This window comes from Paenibacillus sp. Y5S-9, assembly GCF_036894235.1.
Taxonomy (GTDB): Bacteria; Bacillota; Bacilli; order Paenibacillales; family Paenibacillaceae; genus Paenibacillus.
This window is the reverse complement of the sequence record NZ_CP145887.1, coordinates 6620583-6638965: the sequence shown is the minus strand read 5'-3', so window position 1 is coordinate 6638965 and position 18383 is coordinate 6620583. Positions and strand designations below refer to the sequence as shown.

Genomic DNA, 18383 nt, shown 5'->3' with positions numbered 1-18383 from the left:
ACTGCGCATATACATACGCATCCCTTGCTCCGAGATTGCAAAACAGGCTTCATTGCCGTTTCAACCAGCTACGCCGTTGTAACTGTGATCGATTTAAATATGGAGTTGTTATGGCTTAACTATAAAAGATCGATCTAACCGTGTCAATATAGTTAACATAAAAAAGTATTTGAAATTTAAAGTTAATTATGTTTACATGAGTTTATTGGAATACCGAATGGACGACGAAGTTTTACGAGTATATCTTCTTAATTTGAAGGATTTAGATAAAGTTAGCACGCTGGATATGATAAACACTTGTAGAAAAGGTGCCATGTATAGTGTTTGACCCTTTTTTATTGCAACATGATGGGCATAAAAAGATCATTTTGAGGCATGAAAAGATCATTCTAATGTTGAAAATAAGACGCATAATCGTCACTACTTAATTTTGTTAGGTAATGTGACATGTTTATTGCTTTCATGTATTAACGTCTTAAATGTTGTGGACTCTGACTATACGCCATAGGGAGGGATTGATCCATCATGCGATCTTTATTGGTCATCCGTGTTCAACCAACGATAGCTGCCTCATCCGATGCAATCCCTCTGACACCGGAGAGGCTGCTGGGAGCAAACGGGTACCATGTACAGGTGGCGGGCAGTGAAACGGAAGCGTTGAAGCTGGCTATTGCAGCGGAAGCGTCCATCTTGCATCTGTCGCTGGCTGATGTGGAGTACTGGGTGAACTGCCTGGGAAAGGGGAAGTCGGATTCCCCGCTGCTCTGGTGGTGCGCGCCAGATACGGCTTCTTCCTCCGCAGAATCCTGCGAGGTCGAAACTTCATTTGATGGAATACTTACACCATCCATGACCGGGCCCGAGATCCATTGGACTCTTCACTTTGCAGCTCGGCGCTACATGGAACGCAAGCAGTGGGAGCAGGAACGGAAGCAGCTGCAATCCAGGCTGGAGGATCGGAAATGGATTGATATGGCGAAGGCCATCCTTAGTGATCTGAAGCAGATCTCCGAGGCCGAAGCCTATGACCTGTTACGCAAGAAAGCGATGGATGAACGCAAACGGATGGTTGATGTAGCCACAGCAATTGTAAAGGCACATCAACTGCTCCAGTCTTAATTGGAAGGAGGATTCTCCATGGATATGTCTCAGATACTCCGAGAGGTCGGACGTGGGAAACGAGGCTCGCGTGATCTGAATTATACAGAGGCGCTGACCGTAGCAGAGAAAATCCTGAAACAGGAGGTTTCCCCTGCCCAGACGGCTGCGTTTCTAATGGCTGAACGAATGAAAATGGAAAACGTTGAGGAACTGGAAGCCTTTGTTCATGCTTGTCGTAACAGTGCGGAACGTTTCTCCATATTTCAGGATGGATTGGACTGCGCGGGTCCCTATGACGGGCGGACGAAGTCGTTCATGGCCACGTTTCCGGTTGCGTTTGTACTCGCGGCCGCTGGGTTGCCGGTGACTTTGCACGGGAGTGATCCTTTACCGCCCAAGTGGGGCGTTACGCTGTCGGTACTGTTGAAGGAAGCGGGAATTGATACACGTAAAATGGATCGGGAAGATGCCCGTGGGGCTGCGTTGCGTTCCGGTGTCATGTACGTATCCTCCGAGGAGTGGTGTGAGCCTCTTCGCAAGCTTCGTCCGTTACGGGAAGAGCTGGGATTCCGTACGGTGTTTAACACGGCAGAGAAACTGATTGATTATAACCATTCACCGTATTTGGTGTTTGGTGTGTTTCATAATACCTTTCTGGATCGGATTGCGAAGTTGCTCACCCGGTTTAACTATCGTCGTGCTTATGTTGTACAGGGGATGGAAGGTTCTGAGGATCTGTACATTGATCGGCCAACCCGCGTATACGCCGTGGAAGACGGCGATATGAAGCTGGAACTGGTTGATCCTGCAGCCTATGAACTGGATATGCCCGTGCCGGAACTGGTCTGGACGGCTGCGAAGCAGCTTGAAGTGGCGGAAAGTGTATTAAGCGGCGATGGTCATATTGCTTTTGTGAATCAGGTCTTGTTAAATGGAGGATTCCGCTTGTACGCTGCGGGGCGTGTTAATTCCATCGAAGAGGGCATATACACTTGTCAGGGGTTGTTGGAAAGTGGTGCAGCATATCGCATCTATCAACAGTGGTGTGTCTCCATGGGTGGCGAACTGCCGGATAATAGAGCGATGTCCATCTATCCGGCATCGTCCAGGTAAGCCTTGCTTCAAGCTTGTGCTTGTTTAGTGTGTTCTTACTCCCAAGGATAAGTAACGGTCAGGAAGTCAGCGAATTTTTTGCTCTCTTCCCGCCGTTGTTTCCGCATGGCCGCCCGATCCGGAGCGGTCTCGTATAGTTTCTTCTCTTCTTCTGTCTCCGGGATGATCCGAGGTACAATCAGTTTCCGATTATTTTCGTCCAAGGCCACAAAGGTCAGAAATGCCGTCGCCGCAATTTTCTTCTCTCCGGTCTTCAGATCCTCACGAATCACCTTCACAAAAATCTCCATGGAACTGCGTCCTGTCCAGGACGCGAACGATTCCAGCGTAACCGAATCCGTTGGATTAATCGGATACAGGAAATCGACAGAGTCGGTTGAAGCCGTTACAGTATTGACCCGGCATAACTTGGAAGCGGCGATGGATGCAATATCATCGATGTAGGACATCAGCTTCCCACCGAATAGCGTATTATGATTGTTGACATCGGTTGGGAACACCCGTGCCGTCTTGAAACAACGTGTTTCGCGTACATATTTTTTCTCCACCTGATCCATCTCCGTTGGTTTCGGTATCTCTCTCATGTTTTTTCCTCCTTACAGTATGGCTGCTGTGACATTTCATGTGTTACAAGGTCTTTTTTTGGTCTATTATCCCTAGTATAGGTGTCGGTCAGATACATATTCAAATGAAGTTGGACTGCAAAAAAACCGCCAGGCGCGGACCGGCGCGCTGGCGGTTTACTGCTGTATATTAAGCCTTGGGTTTGAAAATGCCGGACGGTTTGCCGATCGGCAAGAACGCATAGCCGAAGTGAGCATTCAGTACCGAAGCACCTGTACCATACAGGGACACAATTCCGATCGCCATTTCAGCGTATGCTGCAATGGTGTGGAAAATGTGAGGAGCTACGCCGAAAGCGTCAAAGGTCAAGCCAAGGAACAGGAAGTCAATCAGAATGAAGATGATAAGCAATACTTTATTTGCTTCAATAGCACCGATTGTCATGAACAGGGTGAATACGAGGTATCCGGCAAAAGCAAATCCGAGCTGCTTGCCATCGGCCTGTTCAGCAAGCGTGGAGCCAAATACGCCCATTTTGATCATCCAGTTGGCCGCCATGGCAAACCAGAAGAATGCATACGCGCCAAATGCTGTTGTGCCAAAGGTGTTGTTGCGTTTGGAATCTTGAATACATGCGAATAACTGGGCAAAGGCACCCAGGAAGATCGCCCAAGGAATAGCGTAGCTAAGTCCATCCGTAATGCCAAGCTTTTGGGAAGAAGCGACCAGGGTTACGATAGCCAACCCAAATAATCCCATTGCGCTGGGATCGGCGTTAACAATTTTGACTTTAGTCTGTGAATCGGTCTGCATGGTGATGATAAGCCTCCAATAATATCAAATCAGGATCCATGGCCGTCGTTGGCCGTCCTCTAAATTACATCATTTGTATCCGCCGGGTCCGGACACACACATCGCCCTATTGTACCTGAATGCCCCCATTATGGAAAGGGATTTTATTACCTTTTGAACCAATAGACTTTTTGTTTTTTCAATATACACATTTACGACACAATCCATTCTGGCCGTGAATGGTGAGGCCAGACGTTAGAATAAAGGCCTCGTTATTACTGCTAAATTGCGTCATATCAGCCATTTTCGGATAAGCTCTTGTGTGATAAAATAATCTTTATCAAAAAAATGGAGAAGAATACAAAACATCCTTGTCTCCTATGCCATATGTTAATCCAACTATAGATTGACAGGAAAAACTAAAATGGTTCACAGAATAAGGAGGTATCAGGGGTTATGGTTATGAGTTTGGATTTGAAAAATAAAATAGAGAAGGCCAGACATAACCTTTATGTGCTGGTAGAGCATAACAAAGGTGGTCTTGGACATCCCGATGTGATTCGGCAGTCTATGGCATTGGACGAATTGATTAATGAGTATAACCGAATTAGCCGAAACCATTCACGGGCCTGAACCCGAAGGGATTTTGATTTTAAATACAGAACGAATCACATAGATGAGTAACACTTGATCGTACAGACGGGCATGAATATGGCCGGAATGTACTGCCTCCGTTGAAGAGGCAGTACCATTCCGGCATAGTATTCATGCCCGTTTGTTTTGCCAAATATCAATATATACCTGTTTAATGGAGCAATCGTTTGGCTTCCAAGTATAGAACCTGTACGAATTTTTTCGTATTAATGCGTGTCTGGGACAAGGAAGGCTCCACATTGTTTTGCAGCTCCAGCATTTTCTTGCGGATTTCGGTGAAATCAAAAAATTTGGATGCATAGTTCTCGAACTTGGGATGTGTATAATCCGTTAATCCCAGAGACACCACATGACTCAGCGTCTGGAAGATGGCTCTGCGAACACGTTGTTCCGATGCCTTGATCTCCTTGTTCACCTCTGCGAGTGATGCGTTGTCTCCCAGCTTGCGTATCGCTACGTTCTGGAAGATGTCTTTGAGGGATGGGAACGTATAGGGCGACAGCTTATGTTCATCTGTCTCTACCTGTTCCAGATATTCCAGCATGTCCAGCAGATCCCTGCTACCCGCTTCGCCGATCATGCCCATCTCGGACAGCAGGAAATGTCCTGCTGTAGTAATGGTTTTGTCCGGAACCGGAGCCGCAGCACGTTCGGTAGAATTCAAACCGGACAATCCCTGCAATGTCCGCTGAATATCTGCGATGGATTGCTGCATCCGAAGCCTTTCGCTCACCAGCCGCAGAACAGATAGAATCTCCAACCGGTTAATCGGCTTCGTAATATAATATTCAATGCCTAGTGAATAGGCTTCTCCGATCATATTTTTCGACTCGATCTGGGAGATCATAACGATCTTGCCCTCAAACCTTCCCTCAAGCGCCCGCACGGTCTGTATCCCGTCTCGTTGTGGCATCAGCAGATCAATCAGCAGTACATCCACCTTATGCAGCTCCAACAGTTCCGCGTGAATATGTGCTCCGTCCTCAGCTTCCCCAGCAATATCGCCAAGGCCTTCATCCTCAATAATATCCATCAACATGGAACGAACGCCAGGATCATCATCCACGATAAAATAACGCATGTCAGTCATTCCCTTTCTCTGCGAATGGTGTGATTGATAAATCTATGGTAAAGGCGGTTAACTCCGCCATGAACTCTCGTTCCAGTGTAATCGTTCCTTTCCTTCTTGCATAGAACCTGACATGTCAGGTTCTATGACAATGTTTGGGCGATCAAAGCCCATTTTTAAAATAAATGTAGGAATTGCATGTAGGTATTTGTCGATTTTCGTAGATGCCCTTGTAGTATAAGTAACATCCCGAAGTCTGGGGCTAGTGTTGTGCAGAATGGTACAAACTTTTCACGTGACCATCTCTGTGCTTGAAATACACCATAAAAAGGGGCATACCGATGGAGCAAACAATACAAGATATTGTCGTCATTTTCAATGATTTTCTATGGTCCAAAGTGTTAATTATACTATTGGTAGTATGTGGTATATACTTCACCACCAAGACCCGATTCATGCAATTCCGCATGATTGGAGATATGGTGAAGGTGCTTCTAGAGCCGAAAAGCAAGGAACCAGGCAAAATTTCACCTTTTCAGGCGTTCTGTATTAGTATGGCGGCCCGTGTAGGCACAGGCAATATTACCGGTATTGCATTGGCCATCGCACTGGGGGGACCCGGGGCTGTATTCTGGATGTGGGTTATTGCGATTATTGGTTCTGCCTCCAGTTTTGTGGAGAGCACGTTGGCTCAGATCTATAAAGTGAAGGATAAGGGCGGATTCCGCGGGGGTCCGGCGTATTATATGGAGCGTGGGCTAGGAAAGCGCTGGATGGGGATTTTATTTGCCATTCTCATCACACTTTCATTCGGTTTGGTCTTTAATGCGGTGCAGTCTAACACGATTACCGTTGCATTTGAGAACTCATTTGGAACGGATCGGTTAACGGTAGGGATCATTATGGCCGTGGTATTTGCAGGAATTATTATGGGCGGTGTCAAACGGATTGCCAAAGCGTCGGAATACATCGTCGTGGTGCTTGCCGTATTGTACATTGGGGTAGCGGCTTTTGTTGTGTTGGCGAACATTACCCAGCTTCCGGCCATGATTGCATTGATCGTCAAAAATGCCTTCGGCATTGAACAGGTGGCTGGCGGAACGTTGGGCGCTGCACTGATGAACGGTGTGAAACGTGGATTGTTCTCCAATGAGGCGGGGATGGGTAGCGCCCCGAATGCTGCTGCAACGGCGGATACAACACATCCAGTGAAACAGGGACTTATTCAGGCGTTTGGCGTGCTGACAGATACGTTAGTGATATGTACAAGCACAGCCATGATTATTTTGCTATCAGGAGTGTACAAAGGTTCCGATCTGGGTGGCATTGAGTTAACTCAGGCAGCATTAAGTGTACATATTGGTTCATGGGCATCGGGATTCCTGGCGGTTATGGTGTTCCTGTTTGCCTTCAGTACACTAATCGGAAATTATTACTACGGAGAAACTAACATTGAGTTTATCAAATCCAACAAAGTCTGGCTGTGGGTATACCGTATTTGCGTTATCGCGATGGTGGTGTTTGGTGCGGTAGCCAAAGTGCAGCTGGTATGGGATTTGGCTGACCTGTTCATGGGGCTCATGGTGGTGGTGAACCTGATTGCAATTCTGATGCTGTCCAAGGTGACTTTCGAAGCGTTGAAGGACTACAAGAAACAAAAGGCTGAAGGACGTGATCCCGTCTTTACCCGGGACCGAATTCATATTCCGGGTGAAGTGGAATGCTGGCAGTCGGAAGAAGAAGTTATTGGAGATAAATCAATACATGTAGCCAATTAAGATTTTATCTGAATGTAGTTGGTTATATAAAATGGACACAACAAACAACAGGACTTGGATTATCCATCATGGGCAACCCGAGTCCTGTTTGTTTTTATTTTGATTACTTTTTAACCGAATAACTGATCAGTTGTTCGGATAGAGTTTTCATTCGTGCCCCTGTTTCGTTAAGCTGCTCAATCACATCCGTAAAGGATGCTACAAGCGTTGCTTGTTCCTGTGAAGAGGCTGCAATCTGGGAGACTTCAACTTCCATCTGTTTGATGACCTGTTGTACATCTCTCAGGCTGGTATCGATATCACTTGTAGCTTGTTTGGCATCCACAGAGAGTTTGCGTACTTCGGAAGCAACCACACCGAAGCCAGCGCCTGCCTCACCAACGCGAGCGGCTTCAATAGCGGCATTCAGGCCAAGCAAGTTGGTTTGTTCAGAGATTTCACGAATGAACCCGGCTACTTTGTTGATTTGGGAAGAGTTCTGAACAGCAATCCGTGTGTTCTGCAGGATCTGCTCACTGGTTGCTTGCAATTCTTCGGCATGAGCGGCGACATGCTGCACCATATCAACGAGGTTACCATTGATGGTTTGATTTTCTTGTATAATGTCTTCAAGTTGGTTCTGGTTAGACTGGTCGTAAGATACACAGAAAACAGCAACAACGTTCTGGTTATCATCAAAGATCGGAATGTTCAAAATATCCAGTTCGATACCATAAACTTCCTTGGAGAGAGTAGCGAGAGTAGCTTCTCTTCCGTTTTTTAAGATGGCAAAGTTTTGATACGATTCCAAGAGTGGCATTCCTTTTTCAAAACCAAGGTCAAACTTGTCGGTGGTAACAACCTCCAATACCTTTTCGTGATCATATACAGTTAAACTAGCTGGTTCTCTAAGGATCATGCTGATATAAGGCATTACTTTAAGCAGGGCATCTACAACGTTCATGGAAGAGGACCATCCTTTCAATATTTGAATGTATTATTTTTAACGATCTATGGAATGCTCTATCTTTCATCGGACAGGAAGGGCTTTTCGTGAACGGCATTTTGCATGAAAGAATGAACATTTTATGATTAAATTTTAAAATATTTACCATGTGAACTGATTTATTGGATATAAGTGTTAGTTGTAACTATTTTTATATCAAGATATTTGTAAGAATGTATATCAATTATGGGACATATGTCCTTTTACATACGTTATCTACGACAACGGAGGGGAAGTCGGAATGAAAGAAATCATGGACTTTGGACTTGTGCGGCAACTCGCCCGTGAGAATGGGTTGGATCAGGTGTTAGACGAGTCTGCACTCGCGGAGTTGAGACTACTTGAGGCTGCAAAGGGTGAGATGATATGTGCCAAAGGTGAACGACCCGAACGACTGTATTTTCTCGTGCAGGGCAAACTCAAGATCTATACCACCCTGCCTAACGGGAAGTCTCTGTTGCTTCGTTTCAGTACACCACTTGCGCTTGTGGGAGATTTGGAACTGGTGAATGGCAAGGAGGCTATGAATACGGTAGAGTCTGTGAGCAAAAGCCTGTTGCTGGGTATCAGTTATCGCGCTCTCCAGAATACGTATGCAGAGAACCCTAAATTTCTCCACTTTATGCTGAGTCAAGTTACACACAAATTGTATACCTTCTCGAACCTGTCGAGTCTGAACATGTTATATCCGGTCGAGAGCCGATTTGCCAGCTATCTGTTGTCCACAATGGGCCAGGACGAGTCCTCTTCGGAAGAGATTCAGACCTCCAAGCTCACCGAACTGGCGGATATGCTGGGCACCAGCTATAGACATCTAAATAGAGTCGTTCAAGATCTGTGTAATCGAAATATTATTCACAAAGTGCAACGAAAGCTTGTTATCTGTGATCTGGAACAGTTGCGTGTCATCGCGGGAGGCAATATATATGAGTGATGGCATTTTAAATAAAGATCAAGCCTACATATCTATGCGACATGACGCGACACAATAAAATACAATATGGCATAACAAAGAGCACCCTCCCCAATATACCAAGGGGTGCTCTTCTTGCACTGCACTTCAAGTGAATTAGATATCTCCGCGTTGCTCGAACAATTGAGCGATCTCTACAATGACACGGGTTGCCTTCACCATATTGTCTACCGATACATATTCGAATTTGCCATGGTAGTTTTCACCGCCAGTGAAGATATTTGGTGTTGGCATGCCCATATAGGATAGCTGGGAACCATCTGTTCCTCCCCGGATGGGGCGAATAACAGGTTCGATGTCCAGTCGGGTCATGGCTTCATGGGCAATATCGACGATCTGGCGTACGGGTTCAATTTTCTCGCGCATGTTATAGTACTGGTCATTCAATTCAACCTTGATGCTTTTCTCTCCATACTTGGTCTTCAGTTCGTTTGCAATATGGAGCAGATTTGTTTTGCGCTCTTCAAACTTCTCCCGGTCGAAATCACGGATGATGTAACTCATCTTTGTCAGCTCAACGTCACCATCCATAGACAACAGATGGTAGAACCCATCGTAACCGTCCGTGAATTCAGGAGCTTCCTCCACAGGCAGGCGTCGATTCAATTCCATTGCAATTTTCAGAGAGTTCACCATTTTATCCTTCGCTGTTCCGGGATGCACATTGGTGCCTCGTACTGTAATTTTGGCGGCAGCTGCGTTAAAGCTCTCGTATTCCAGCTCACCAAGCGGTCCGCCATCAACTGTGTAAGCATATTTGGCTCCAAAAGCAGCTACGTCAAACTTGTGCGGTCCACGGCCAATCTCTTCATCCGGGGTAAACGCAACCCGAATCTTACCGTGTTTCACTTCCGGGTGTTCAATCAGATAGGCCATCGCCGTCATGATCTCGGCAATGCCTGCTTTATTATCGGCACCAAGCAACGTTGTACCGTCGGTTGTGATCAGGGTCTGGCCTTTATACTCGTGCAGCTCCGGGAAATCCTTGTTGGACAGTACTACGTCTAGCTCCGAGTTCAGCACAATGTCAGCACCGTCATAGTTATCGATAACCTGTGGTTTGACATTTTTGCCAGTAAAGTCGGTCGCTGTATCGAGGTGAGCCAGGAAACCGATCACGGGAACATCTTTGTCCGTATTGGATGGCAGTGTAGCCATGACATAACCATTCTCATCCATCGTCACATCTTGCAGACCAATGGAGGTACACTCTTCAACGAGCAGTTTGCCCAAGGCCAGTTGGCCGGGTGTGGAAGGGCATGTCTCACTATTTTCATCGGATTGGGTATCCATCTGAACGTAAGTGCTCAGTCTTTGAATTAATACATCTTTCATCTATAATCGCTCCCTAGCTTGAGTAGTATATAAGTTGAGCTACTTGTTTTACACTGATCCACTACGAGGCCAGAATAACTTTCTGATCGCTGTTATCCCCAGATTTTTTGATGCACTTTTACAAAGGTGAAAATCTGAGGATAGCGTATGCTTTCGATGCAGCTTTCTTGCAGAAAGCTTTTAGCTTCGCTTCTACAGGTTATTTCTGCCCTCTCCGTTATCGTGTAACCGTTAGTCACAACTTATGTAAATTGGGTATAGTAATTATTGTGGATCTCTATGGTTATCATATCATGTTTTGCAGTCATTTCCAGAATGGAGCAGAACCGAAATATGAGGATGATTAGGTATCAAAAAGGGTACTAGGTCACAAAAATGTACGTACTTGTATTTCTATAACCGAGGTTCATAATAAATGATGAAGAAAGGATGTGTTCAAGACATGCCATTTATCACGGTTAAGGTACTGGAAGGCAAGTCGGTCGAGCAGAAACGTCAGTTGATTGAACGTATGACTCAGGTGGCTTGTGAGACATTGGATGTTGATCCGAGCAAAGTCTTTATCTTCATTGAGGATTTGGAGAAGGACAATTACGGCAAGAACGGAAAACTGTTTTCGGATTTAGACAAATAAGTAAGGCTTCATATATATCATGATCATGGAACAGGAGATGCAACATCAATGACTGAACAATTATTTTCCCCTTATCAATTCAAGAGCCTGCAATTAAATAACCGTGTCGTCATGGCACCGATGTGCCAATATTCTGTCACTGCGAAGGACGGCATTCCGAACGATTGGCATCAGGTTCACTATGTGAGCCGTGCGGTTGGAGGAACAGGACTGATTGTAATCGAGATGACCGATGTAGATCCGGATGGACGTATTACCGATAATGACTTGGGTATATGGTCAGATGAGCATGTGCCTGCCTTCACCAAACTTGTCGATGGAATTCATGCCTACGGCTCCAAAGTAGCTATTCAGATCGCACATGCGGGACGAAAAGCAGAGGATGCACCGCAGCCGGTTGCCCCATCGGTAGTCACATTCCCGGGAGAAAAGTACAAGGAGCCGCGTGCGTTAAGTACAGAAGAGGTAGAAGCCATGGTGCAGAAGTTCGCAGACGGTGTTCGCCGCGCAGTACAGGCTGGAGTGGATACCATTGAGCTGCATGGCGCACATGGATACCTGATCCACCAGTTCCATTCTCCGCTGATGAATCATCGTGAAGATGTATATGGGCAGGATCTGTCCCGTTTTGGCGTTGAAGTCATTCGGGCAGCGAAAAAAGAAATGCCAGCAGACATGCCGATGATTTTGCGGATTTCGGCCATAGAATACGCGGATGGTGGATACGATATCGACCACACGATCAATATCGCTCGTGCCTACCAAGATGCAGGCGTGGACATGTTCCATATCAGTTCAGGTGGCGAAGGACCTTCGGGACAGCGGAAACCGGGGAACTATCCAGGGTATCAAGTGCCATTTGCCCGTCGCTTCCGTGAAGAACTGAACGTTCCTGTAATCGCAGTGGGTATGCTGGAGGATGCAGCATTGGCTCAGGCGGTGATTGGCAACGGTGATGCGGATCTGGTTGCCGTTGGCAGAGGCATGCTACGTGATCCGTACTGGGCGAACCATGCGGCTCTGGAACTGGGTGTCAGCAAGGATCGAGCTGCCATTGCAGAGCAATATTCTCGTGGATACTAACTTGCACTAACATTTACACTTGCCACTCCGATGACAGAATAACCTTCCGATCGCTGTTATCCCCAGATTTTTTTGATTCACTTGTTCAAAGGTGAAAATCTGAGGATAAAGGCGAACGTTCCGCTTCTTCAAGTTATTTCTGTCCTCTGCGTTCTCGTGTAAATGTTAGTGCAAATTTTATATAGTAAAATAGGCCACAGCATGGGTTAAACCTCATGCTGTGGCCTGATTTTGGATATTGAGAATCATATCCATCCGATTACGGATGACTACGCTCTTCGAGTCGCTTCATAGACGAATTTTTGATTGGACTGCGTGGGTGGTTGATCCGGGTTAAAGTCGGCGTACACTTTAATGTCAGAGAAACCAATGTGTTCGAGAATTAGGCGTAACTCTTCTATGCCGTACCAACGTAGAGTGAGTTGTTGCAGCTCCGTAGCAACAAGAGCACCCTGATGCCATTGTTCGTAGCGAATCAGACTTACTTTATATTGGTGTAGAAGGTTCACTTCAATGGTTTTCACTTCTACCGTGATCGTATCACCATCGGGTAATGAAACGGTTGATGTTTCTACAGAAGAGGGTTGTGTCACATCGGGCAGAAACAGATCAAACACGAGCCTGCCGCCGGGTTCTAAATGCTGAAATAGATTACGTAATGCGTTAATCGACGCCTGTCTGTCTTGGATGAGGAGCAGAGAACCTCCGGGAATGATAATTGCCTCGTATCGATATGGAAGGTCAAGCTTCTCCAGATCGGCAACGAACAGCTCAGGCATGGGTAATGCCCGCTCCATACAACGAGAACGGCAAGAGTCAATCATATCCATTGAATAATCAATTCCATCCACCTTCAAGCCTGCTTCAAGCAAAGGAATGAGCACTCGGCCTGATCCTGACATGGCTTCAAGGATACGTCCATTGCAGCGCTGAAGATAATGGCGATAGAATTCAATGTCTCCTCCCAAGGAGTGCCCCACAGGTTTCGTGAGATCATAAACGGCGGTGCATAATGGACCGTAATAACTGAATGACATAGTATAGGTGTCCCCCACATGTAAATGTATTAAAATGAAAACGTGGAAGGGGAATGAGCAGGATTATCCCTTCCGGCAACGGTTGGAATTGGATTTTTCAGAGCAGACTATCATAGGAATCACGCACCTTTTATGTAATATGTTCCAATTATAGGGTGGGGATAAAGCGGAGGTCAACTTCTATTCGGGTGGTTATACGAAATGAAATGTATAAGGAGGTGATTCGAATGGATTCATCATCAAGTTCATCAAGTGCACTGCCAGATATCCGGCAGGAACTTATGCTCCATGCACCTGTAGAGAAAGTGTGGGAGATGGTCTCGACCGAGCAGGGACTGAGAACCTGGTTCATGCCAGGCAATCTGGAACCCGTGGAAGGTCACGAGTTTATATTGGAAGCAGGCCCCTTCGGCCAATCACCATGTCAGGTGACGGAAGTTCTTCCGCTGCACAAGCTGTCATTCCGCTGGGGTAAGGACTGGACGTTGACGTTCCAACTGAATGAACAGCCCGAAGGTACGGATTTCACACTGATTCACAGCGGTTGGGATGCGGATAAACTGACCGAGTTTGGACAGGCTCACGCCATAGTGCGGGAACGTATGGAGCAGGGATGGCCGGAATCGTTCAGAAGCTTGCTCAAGTTGTTAAATAAATCTTCATTCAATCAACCCCAGGCCATTTCGCCCGTTCATTCCGGTGAAATTCGGCCTGGGGTTTCTTGGTGTACTAGGAGCTGGCGAAAACAGATAGAGATCCTTAAAATTATAAGGAAGTTGACCGATTATGATACGGAAACTATTTCCGTGAGCACCAGAAACGTGTAACATGAATTATAGTAATAAATCGACAAAATTAGACGTCTCTCGCCATTGTGGATGGAAGGAATACATAGATGAGAAAACACTGGATTATGCTGACCATAAGCTTCATATGTATTGTCATTGTTCCACTGGGTTGGATCGCCCAGACGTTAATTAGCGAGCGGATTAACCCCAAGGCTACAGATGGGAAAATTGACCTGACCCAATGGGACTTTGATCGCAAGGGTGCAGCGTCTCTAAAGGGTATCTGGGATTTCTACCCTGGGCAGTTGCTGAGCCCGGCAGATATTGAAGCAAGTGTATCCGGTCGCAAGCCATTGCCGGCTTCCTCTGGCACTCAGGTTCCGGCCCGATGGAACAAATCTCTGGGGCAAGCGCATGGGTATGGAACCTATCATTTGCAAGTCCAGCTTACACCCCGGACGATGAAAAATGATTATGGTATACGCACACAGAATATACGCATGGCCCACAGGGTATTTATCGATGGTAAAGAGATTGGCGGCAAAGGCCTGCCAGGAAAGACCAAGGCGACAGATATACAATTAAATCTGCCCTTTACAGGATTCACGTCCATTGAGGGCAATACGGCTGACATTATCATTCAAGTATCAAATTATAGTTACTCGTCCGGGGGCATAGTAGCGCCCATTTTGTTTGGAGACGAGCATAGTATTCTGAAAAGTCAGCAACAAGATTGGCTCAGGGATCTGATGGCCTTATTCGGTTTTATCTTGCCAGCCGCCTTTTTTCTACTTCTGTTCAGATTACGACGTACGGAGAAGGAGCTTCGTTTTCTCGGATTATTCAGCCTTTCTGGTGCGGTGTACGCTCTGACACATGGGGAGAAGTTACTGGGTACGTTTGTACCGTTCCTGACCAATAATGAGATACTTCGGATTCAGCTCCTTAGTTCAGCCTTTGCCTATTATTTTTTGCTTCGGTATATGGATGCCCGTGTACCAGGAGCAGTTCATCAGTGGTTTGTTCGTCTGGCTGTAGTGTTGATCGTTACCCAGACCATTGTGGGTCTTACGCTTCCTCCAACGCTTTTCTCGTCTCTTGAGCTTCCCATGTTGCTGATCTCGCTTGTTGTCATGTTATATACGCTGCGAGCCATTTTCTATTGGTTGAAAGGACGGCCGAATGACAGCCACTTTGCACTCGTGAGTATGATGAGCATACTCATGGTTGTTGTGTTATATACGCTTGGTGCGTTCACTACCCTAGACACAGCGTTCTTTGCGCTGATTGAACTTTTATTATTTGTATTTGCCCAGATGATTGTGACCGCAATCCGCTTTGCACAATCATTCCGAGACGTGGAAGCCCTGTCTGAGCGCTTGCTGGCCATCGACAGCCTGAAGGACGAGTTCATGGCAAACACGTCTCATGAGCTGCGCACCCCCCTGCATGGCATCATTAATATTGCGCAATCCATGCTGGAAGGGGCGGCCGGAGCAGTCACGCCCAAGCAAGCCAAAAATCTGTCCATGATTACTTCAACCGGAAAGCGCCTTTCACTGCTGGTTAACGATATTTTGGATTTTTCCAAATTAAAAAATAGTGAGATCGAGTTGAAAAGGGTACCTGTTGATCTGGAATCCGTTGCTCGTACTGTGGTTGAAGTCTCGGGTTTCACGTTTGAGGACAAGCCGGTTATATTGATTCAACAATGGCCCCAGTCGTTGCCACTTGTTGAGGCGGACGAAGATCGCCTAAGGCAAGTTCTGTACAACTTGCTGGGCAACGCCTATAAGTACACTGAGCAGGGTGAGATTCGATTGTACGCTAGTGTTGAAGGGAATTGGGTGAAGGTATCGGTTGCTGATACAGGGGTAGGCATTGCCTTGGACAAACAGGAGGATATCTTCCAGGCGTATGAGCAGAATAACGGCACGATCGAGCGATTGAATAATGGAACCGGACTGGGTCTGAGTATTACACGGAAACTCGTTGAGCTTGGCGGTGGTGAGATCTGGGTTGAATCGGAGCCGGGGCAAGGTTCGACCTTTCATTTCACCCTGCCTGTTATGAAGTTGCCGCTGCTGCAATCTCATTCGAAACCAGCTGCCGCCCGATATGTTGCTGCACAGGGGGCAGGGACGAAGGAGGTTGTGACAAGAGAGTCAGATGAGCTGGATGAACTTACGGAAGCTGAGCATACGATTTTGATTGTGGACGATGACCCCGTGAATCGACAGGTATTGCTTAACCTTTTATCGACGGAACGATATCGGGTTATCGCAGCAGATAGCGGGTCCACCGCATTGAAACTTCGTGAAGAATTCCCGTCGATTGATCTTGTCATAACGGACTGGATGATGCCTAAGATGTCCGGACTTGAGTTATGTCGCAAACTGCGTGAGCACAGTTCCCTGTCAGAGTTACCGATTCTGATGCTGACCGCCCGCGGGTTGCCTGAGGATATCAAACACGGATTCCAGGCGGGAGCCAATGACTTCCTGAGCAAACCGGTGGATGCCGGCGAATTGCGCGCCAGAGTTCGGACGTTAATTGAGATGCGGAGTTCTGTGCAGGAGGCTATTCGGACCGAAATGGCCTTTTTGCAGGCGCAAATCAAGCCGCATTTTCTATATAATGCACTCAATGTGATTATCGCGACCTGTGCAGTGAATCCGGACAAAGCAACCGATCTGCTGATTGAATTGAGTCATTACCTGCGTGGAAGTTTTGACTTCCAGAACAGGGAGCAGCTTGTTCCTTTGACCAAAGAGCTGGAATTGGTGGAGTCTTATGTGCATTTGGAACAGGCGAGATTTGAGGAAAGACTGGTGGTTGAGTATGAGGTGGAATCGGACGTGCATCTATATCTGCCACCTCTCAGTATTCAGCCACTTGTGGAGAATGCCATTCGCCACGGTGTGATGGAGCGGGCAGCCGGTGGGACAGTTCAGCTTATAATTTTCAAAGAGAGCGAGCATGTGGTCGTTCAGGTTCAAGATGATGGTGTAGGTATCCCTCCTGAGCGTATGGCTCAGGTCAAGTCAGGGCGCACCGAAGGTCCAGGAGGTGTCGGGCTGCAAAATATAAACCGTCGCCTGATGTCTCTCTATGGTCAGGGACTCGAGATTCATAGCCATGTGGGTAAAGGCACGCAGATCCGATTCCGTATCCCTGTGCAAAAGGTGGATTATTCCAATTAATGTGCCGAGTTAAGCAATTATGGTTAACAGACTAATAAGCGGATGCCGATAAAATCGGTATTCCTATTGAATCTTTCATGGCAGGAGGCTGAAATAACGGTGAGAGCCATTGTGATCGATGATGAGAAGCCAGCGCAGCTTCATCTGGAGCGACTACTACGAGCGGACGGACGAATTACACCCGTGCAATGTTTTTCAACAGCTCGTGATGGTCTGCATTTTCTGGCAAACGAACGTGTAGATGTTGTATTTTTGGACATTGGAATGCCGGAGATGAATGGCCTGGAAGCGGCTGAATATATACAGCAATTGGATCAGAGTATTCGTATCATCTTTGTTACGGCTTATGCGGACCATGCAGTGGAAGCATTTGAGCTACATGCACTGGATTATGTACTGAAACCGGTAAGCTCCGCCCGATTGACCAAAACCATTGATCGAATTGCGGGCATAATGTCGCATACTTCCCAAGTTGCAGCCACCGCCGAGATACAGGAATCGGCACCTGTATCTGTGGAGTTGGATACTGAAGTTCCGGGGCTGCTTACGTTCAAACATCTGGATATCTACAGAAGTTTGGATCAGGGTGCCAAGAAACATAAGTGGCGCACAACCAAATCACAGGAATTGTTTGCTTTTTTGTTTCATCACAGGGAAGAATGGGTAAGCAAGGAGATTCTGCTGGATAAGCTATGGGGTGATGTTTCCCAGGAAAAGGGATTAACCCATCTACATACTTCCGTATACCAGATTCGAAAGCTGTTTAAGGAATGGAACATGACAGGCAAGCTGGAGTACAATATGAACCGTTATCGCCTGTTATCAGGCAATCTGGTAAGTGATGTGGATCAATTCGAAAAATCCATGGTCTACAACGTCATCACATCAGACAATGTTGATGACTTGAGGCATATGATTCCGCTTTATCGTGCCGATTATTTGGAAGAGCATGATTATCACTGGGCACAGGCCAAAGCAAGGGAACTGAGACGGAAGTACACAGGGCTGGTTATGGATATTGCGAGATGGGACATGGAGCATGGTCGTGGCAAGGAAGCGATTGAGCAATTAACGATATTGCAGGAACGGGAGCCTTATTCGGAAGAGATCTGCCGACTCATGATGGAAGTGTATGCATCCATGGATGATCAGCAAGGCATACTTCGTTTATATCATTCATTTACATTGACATTAAATGAGGATCTGGGGTATCAGCCCGAGCCCGAAACAAGCAGGTTATATAAGAACCTGACGGACAAATAAACGTAAGTGCA

At 46.6% G+C, this 18383-nt stretch carries 16 protein-coding genes; 10 read left to right on the top strand and 6 right to left on the bottom strand.

All coding sequences use genetic code 11. The annotated features are described in order from the left end of the window. Window positions 1-525: 525 nt before the first annotated feature. Together V6669_RS29130 and V6669_RS29125 are read left to right on the top strand one after the other, a co-directional pair. Window positions 526-1119 (top strand): ANTAR domain-containing protein, encoded by a 594-nt coding sequence (locus V6669_RS29130; protein ID WP_338589262.1) that lies wholly within the window; start codon window positions 526-528, stop codon window positions 1117-1119. 18 nt (window positions 1120-1137) lie between these two features. Beyond that, window positions 1138-2214 (top strand): anthranilate phosphoribosyltransferase, encoded by a 1077-nt coding sequence (locus tag V6669_RS29125; protein ID WP_338589260.1) that lies wholly within the window; start codon window positions 1138-1140, stop codon window positions 2212-2214. A 35-nt stretch (window positions 2215-2249) separates the two neighbouring features. Here V6669_RS29125 and V6669_RS29120 read toward each other — a convergent pair whose 3' ends face one another. Together V6669_RS29120 and V6669_RS29115 are read right to left on the bottom strand one after the other, a co-directional pair. After that, on the bottom strand, window positions 2250-2762 hold the full coding sequence (locus tag V6669_RS29120; protein ID WP_026081401.1) for an acyl-CoA thioesterase: 513 nt from the start codon (window positions 2760-2762) through the stop codon (window positions 2250-2252). Window positions 2763-2967: 205 nt separating this feature from the next. After that, complete coding sequence (locus V6669_RS29115; protein ID WP_091012490.1) at window positions 2968-3591, bottom strand: GPR1/FUN34/YaaH family transporter; 624 nt, start codon at window positions 3589-3591, stop codon at window positions 2968-2970. Between the two features lie 435 nt (window positions 3592-4026). Between V6669_RS29115 and V6669_RS29110 the strand changes: the two genes are divergently transcribed. Continuing rightward, window positions 4027-4203, top strand: a complete 177-nt coding sequence (locus tag V6669_RS29110; protein WP_338589257.1) for an aspartyl-phosphate phosphatase Spo0E family protein — start codon at window positions 4027-4029, stop codon at window positions 4201-4203. 172 nt (window positions 4204-4375) lie between these two features. Here the strand turns inward: V6669_RS29110 and V6669_RS29105 are convergent, their stop codons facing one another. Further along, complete coding sequence (locus tag V6669_RS29105; protein WP_338595081.1) at window positions 4376-5305, bottom strand: response regulator; 930 nt, start codon at window positions 5303-5305, stop codon at window positions 4376-4378. 329 nt (window positions 5306-5634) lie between these two features. On the opposite strand from V6669_RS29105, the gene V6669_RS29100 reads away from it, so the two are divergent. After that, on the top strand, window positions 5635-7071 hold the full coding sequence (locus tag V6669_RS29100) for an alanine/glycine:cation symporter family protein (RefSeq protein ID WP_074092731.1): 1437 nt from the start codon (window positions 5635-5637) through the stop codon (window positions 7069-7071). Between the two features lie 103 nt (window positions 7072-7174). Here the strand turns inward: V6669_RS29100 and V6669_RS29095 are convergent, their stop codons facing one another. Continuing rightward, window positions 7175-8014: a methyl-accepting chemotaxis protein gene (locus V6669_RS29095; RefSeq protein ID WP_338589254.1), complete on the bottom strand. Its 840-nt coding sequence runs from the start codon at window positions 8012-8014 to the stop codon at window positions 7175-7177. 283 nt (window positions 8015-8297) lie between these two features. Here V6669_RS29095 and V6669_RS29090 point away from each other — a divergent pair, with 283 nt between their 5' ends. Next, entirely contained in the window at window positions 8298-8990 is a 693-nt protein-coding gene (locus V6669_RS29090) for a cyclic nucleotide-binding domain-containing protein (protein ID WP_074092729.1), read from the top strand. Window positions 8991-9125: 135 nt separating this feature from the next. Here the strand turns inward: V6669_RS29090 and pepT are convergent, their stop codons facing one another. Further along, window positions 9126-10364 (bottom strand): peptidase T, encoded by a 1239-nt coding sequence (pepT, locus tag V6669_RS29085; protein WP_338589252.1) that lies wholly within the window; start codon window positions 10362-10364, stop codon window positions 9126-9128. Between the two features lie 442 nt (window positions 10365-10806). Here pepT and V6669_RS29080 point away from each other — a divergent pair, with 442 nt between their 5' ends. Further along, window positions 10807-10998, top strand: a complete 192-nt coding sequence (locus tag V6669_RS29080; RefSeq protein ID WP_017691642.1) for a 2-hydroxymuconate tautomerase family protein — start codon at window positions 10807-10809, stop codon at window positions 10996-10998. A 48-nt stretch (window positions 10999-11046) separates the two neighbouring features. Further along, window positions 11047-12081, top strand: a complete 1035-nt coding sequence (locus V6669_RS29075) for an NADH:flavin oxidoreductase/NADH oxidase (RefSeq protein WP_338589248.1) — start codon at window positions 11047-11049, stop codon at window positions 12079-12081. 269 nt (window positions 12082-12350) lie between these two features. Here the strand turns inward: V6669_RS29075 and V6669_RS29070 are convergent, their stop codons facing one another. Then, window positions 12351-13118 carry a class I SAM-dependent methyltransferase gene (locus V6669_RS29070; protein ID WP_036612131.1) on the bottom strand — a complete coding sequence of 256 codons (768 nt, stop codon included), beginning with the start codon at window positions 13116-13118 and terminating at the stop codon, window positions 12351-12353. Between the two features lie 227 nt (window positions 13119-13345). Here V6669_RS29070 and V6669_RS29065 point away from each other — a divergent pair, with 227 nt between their 5' ends. The 3 genes from V6669_RS29065 to V6669_RS29055 all read left to right on the top strand — a co-directional run bounded on the left by V6669_RS29065 (window position 13346) and on the right by V6669_RS29055 (window position 18372). Continuing rightward, entirely contained in the window at window positions 13346-13945 is a 600-nt protein-coding gene (locus V6669_RS29065) for an SRPBCC domain-containing protein (protein WP_338589245.1), read from the top strand. 68 nt (window positions 13946-14013) lie between these two features. Beyond that, a complete protein-coding gene (locus V6669_RS29060) occupies window positions 14014-17109 on the top strand; it encodes an ATP-binding protein (protein WP_338589243.1) in 3096 nt (1031 codons plus the stop codon). A 99-nt stretch (window positions 17110-17208) separates the two neighbouring features. After that, entirely contained in the window at window positions 17209-18372 is a 1164-nt protein-coding gene (locus V6669_RS29055) for a response regulator (protein ID WP_338589241.1), read from the top strand. The last annotated feature ends 11 nt before the right edge of the window (window positions 18373-18383 follow it).

Excerpts from the sequence above, each read along its gene's own strand:
- V6669_RS29130 (WP_338589262.1), top strand. The coding sequence starts at position 526 with ATGCGATCTTTATTGGTCATCCGTGTTCAACCAACGATAGCTGCCTCA.
- V6669_RS29125 (WP_338589260.1), top strand. The coding sequence starts at position 1,138 with ATGGATATGTCTCAGATACTCCGAGAGGTCGGACGTGGGAAACGAGGC.
- V6669_RS29115 (WP_091012490.1), bottom strand. The coding sequence starts at position 3,591 with ATGCAGACCGATTCACAGACTAAAGTCAAAATTGTTAACGCCGATCCC.
- V6669_RS29110 (WP_338589257.1), top strand. The coding sequence starts at position 4,027 with ATGGTTATGAGTTTGGATTTGAAAAATAAAATAGAGAAGGCCAGACAT.
- V6669_RS29105 (WP_338595081.1), bottom strand. The coding sequence starts at position 5,305 with ATGCGTTATTTTATCGTGGATGATGATCCTGGCGTTCGTTCCATGTTG.
- V6669_RS29100 (WP_074092731.1), top strand. The coding sequence starts at position 5,635 with ATGGAGCAAACAATACAAGATATTGTCGTCATTTTCAATGATTTTCTA.
- V6669_RS29095 (WP_338589254.1), bottom strand. The coding sequence starts at position 8,014 with ATGAACGTTGTAGATGCCCTGCTTAAAGTAATGCCTTATATCAGCATG.
- V6669_RS29090 (WP_074092729.1), top strand. The coding sequence starts at position 8,298 with ATGAAAGAAATCATGGACTTTGGACTTGTGCGGCAACTCGCCCGTGAG.
- pepT (WP_338589252.1), bottom strand. The coding sequence starts at position 10,364 with ATGAAAGATGTATTAATTCAAAGACTGAGCACTTACGTTCAGATGGAT.
- V6669_RS29080 (WP_017691642.1), top strand. The coding sequence starts at position 10,807 with ATGCCATTTATCACGGTTAAGGTACTGGAAGGCAAGTCGGTCGAGCAG.
- V6669_RS29075 (WP_338589248.1), top strand. The coding sequence starts at position 11,047 with ATGACTGAACAATTATTTTCCCCTTATCAATTCAAGAGCCTGCAATTA.
- V6669_RS29070 (WP_036612131.1), bottom strand. The coding sequence starts at position 13,118 with ATGTCATTCAGTTATTACGGTCCATTATGCACCGCCGTTTATGATCTC.
- V6669_RS29065 (WP_338589245.1), top strand. The coding sequence starts at position 13,346 with ATGGATTCATCATCAAGTTCATCAAGTGCACTGCCAGATATCCGGCAG.
- V6669_RS29060 (WP_338589243.1), top strand. The coding sequence starts at position 14,014 with ATGAGAAAACACTGGATTATGCTGACCATAAGCTTCATATGTATTGTC.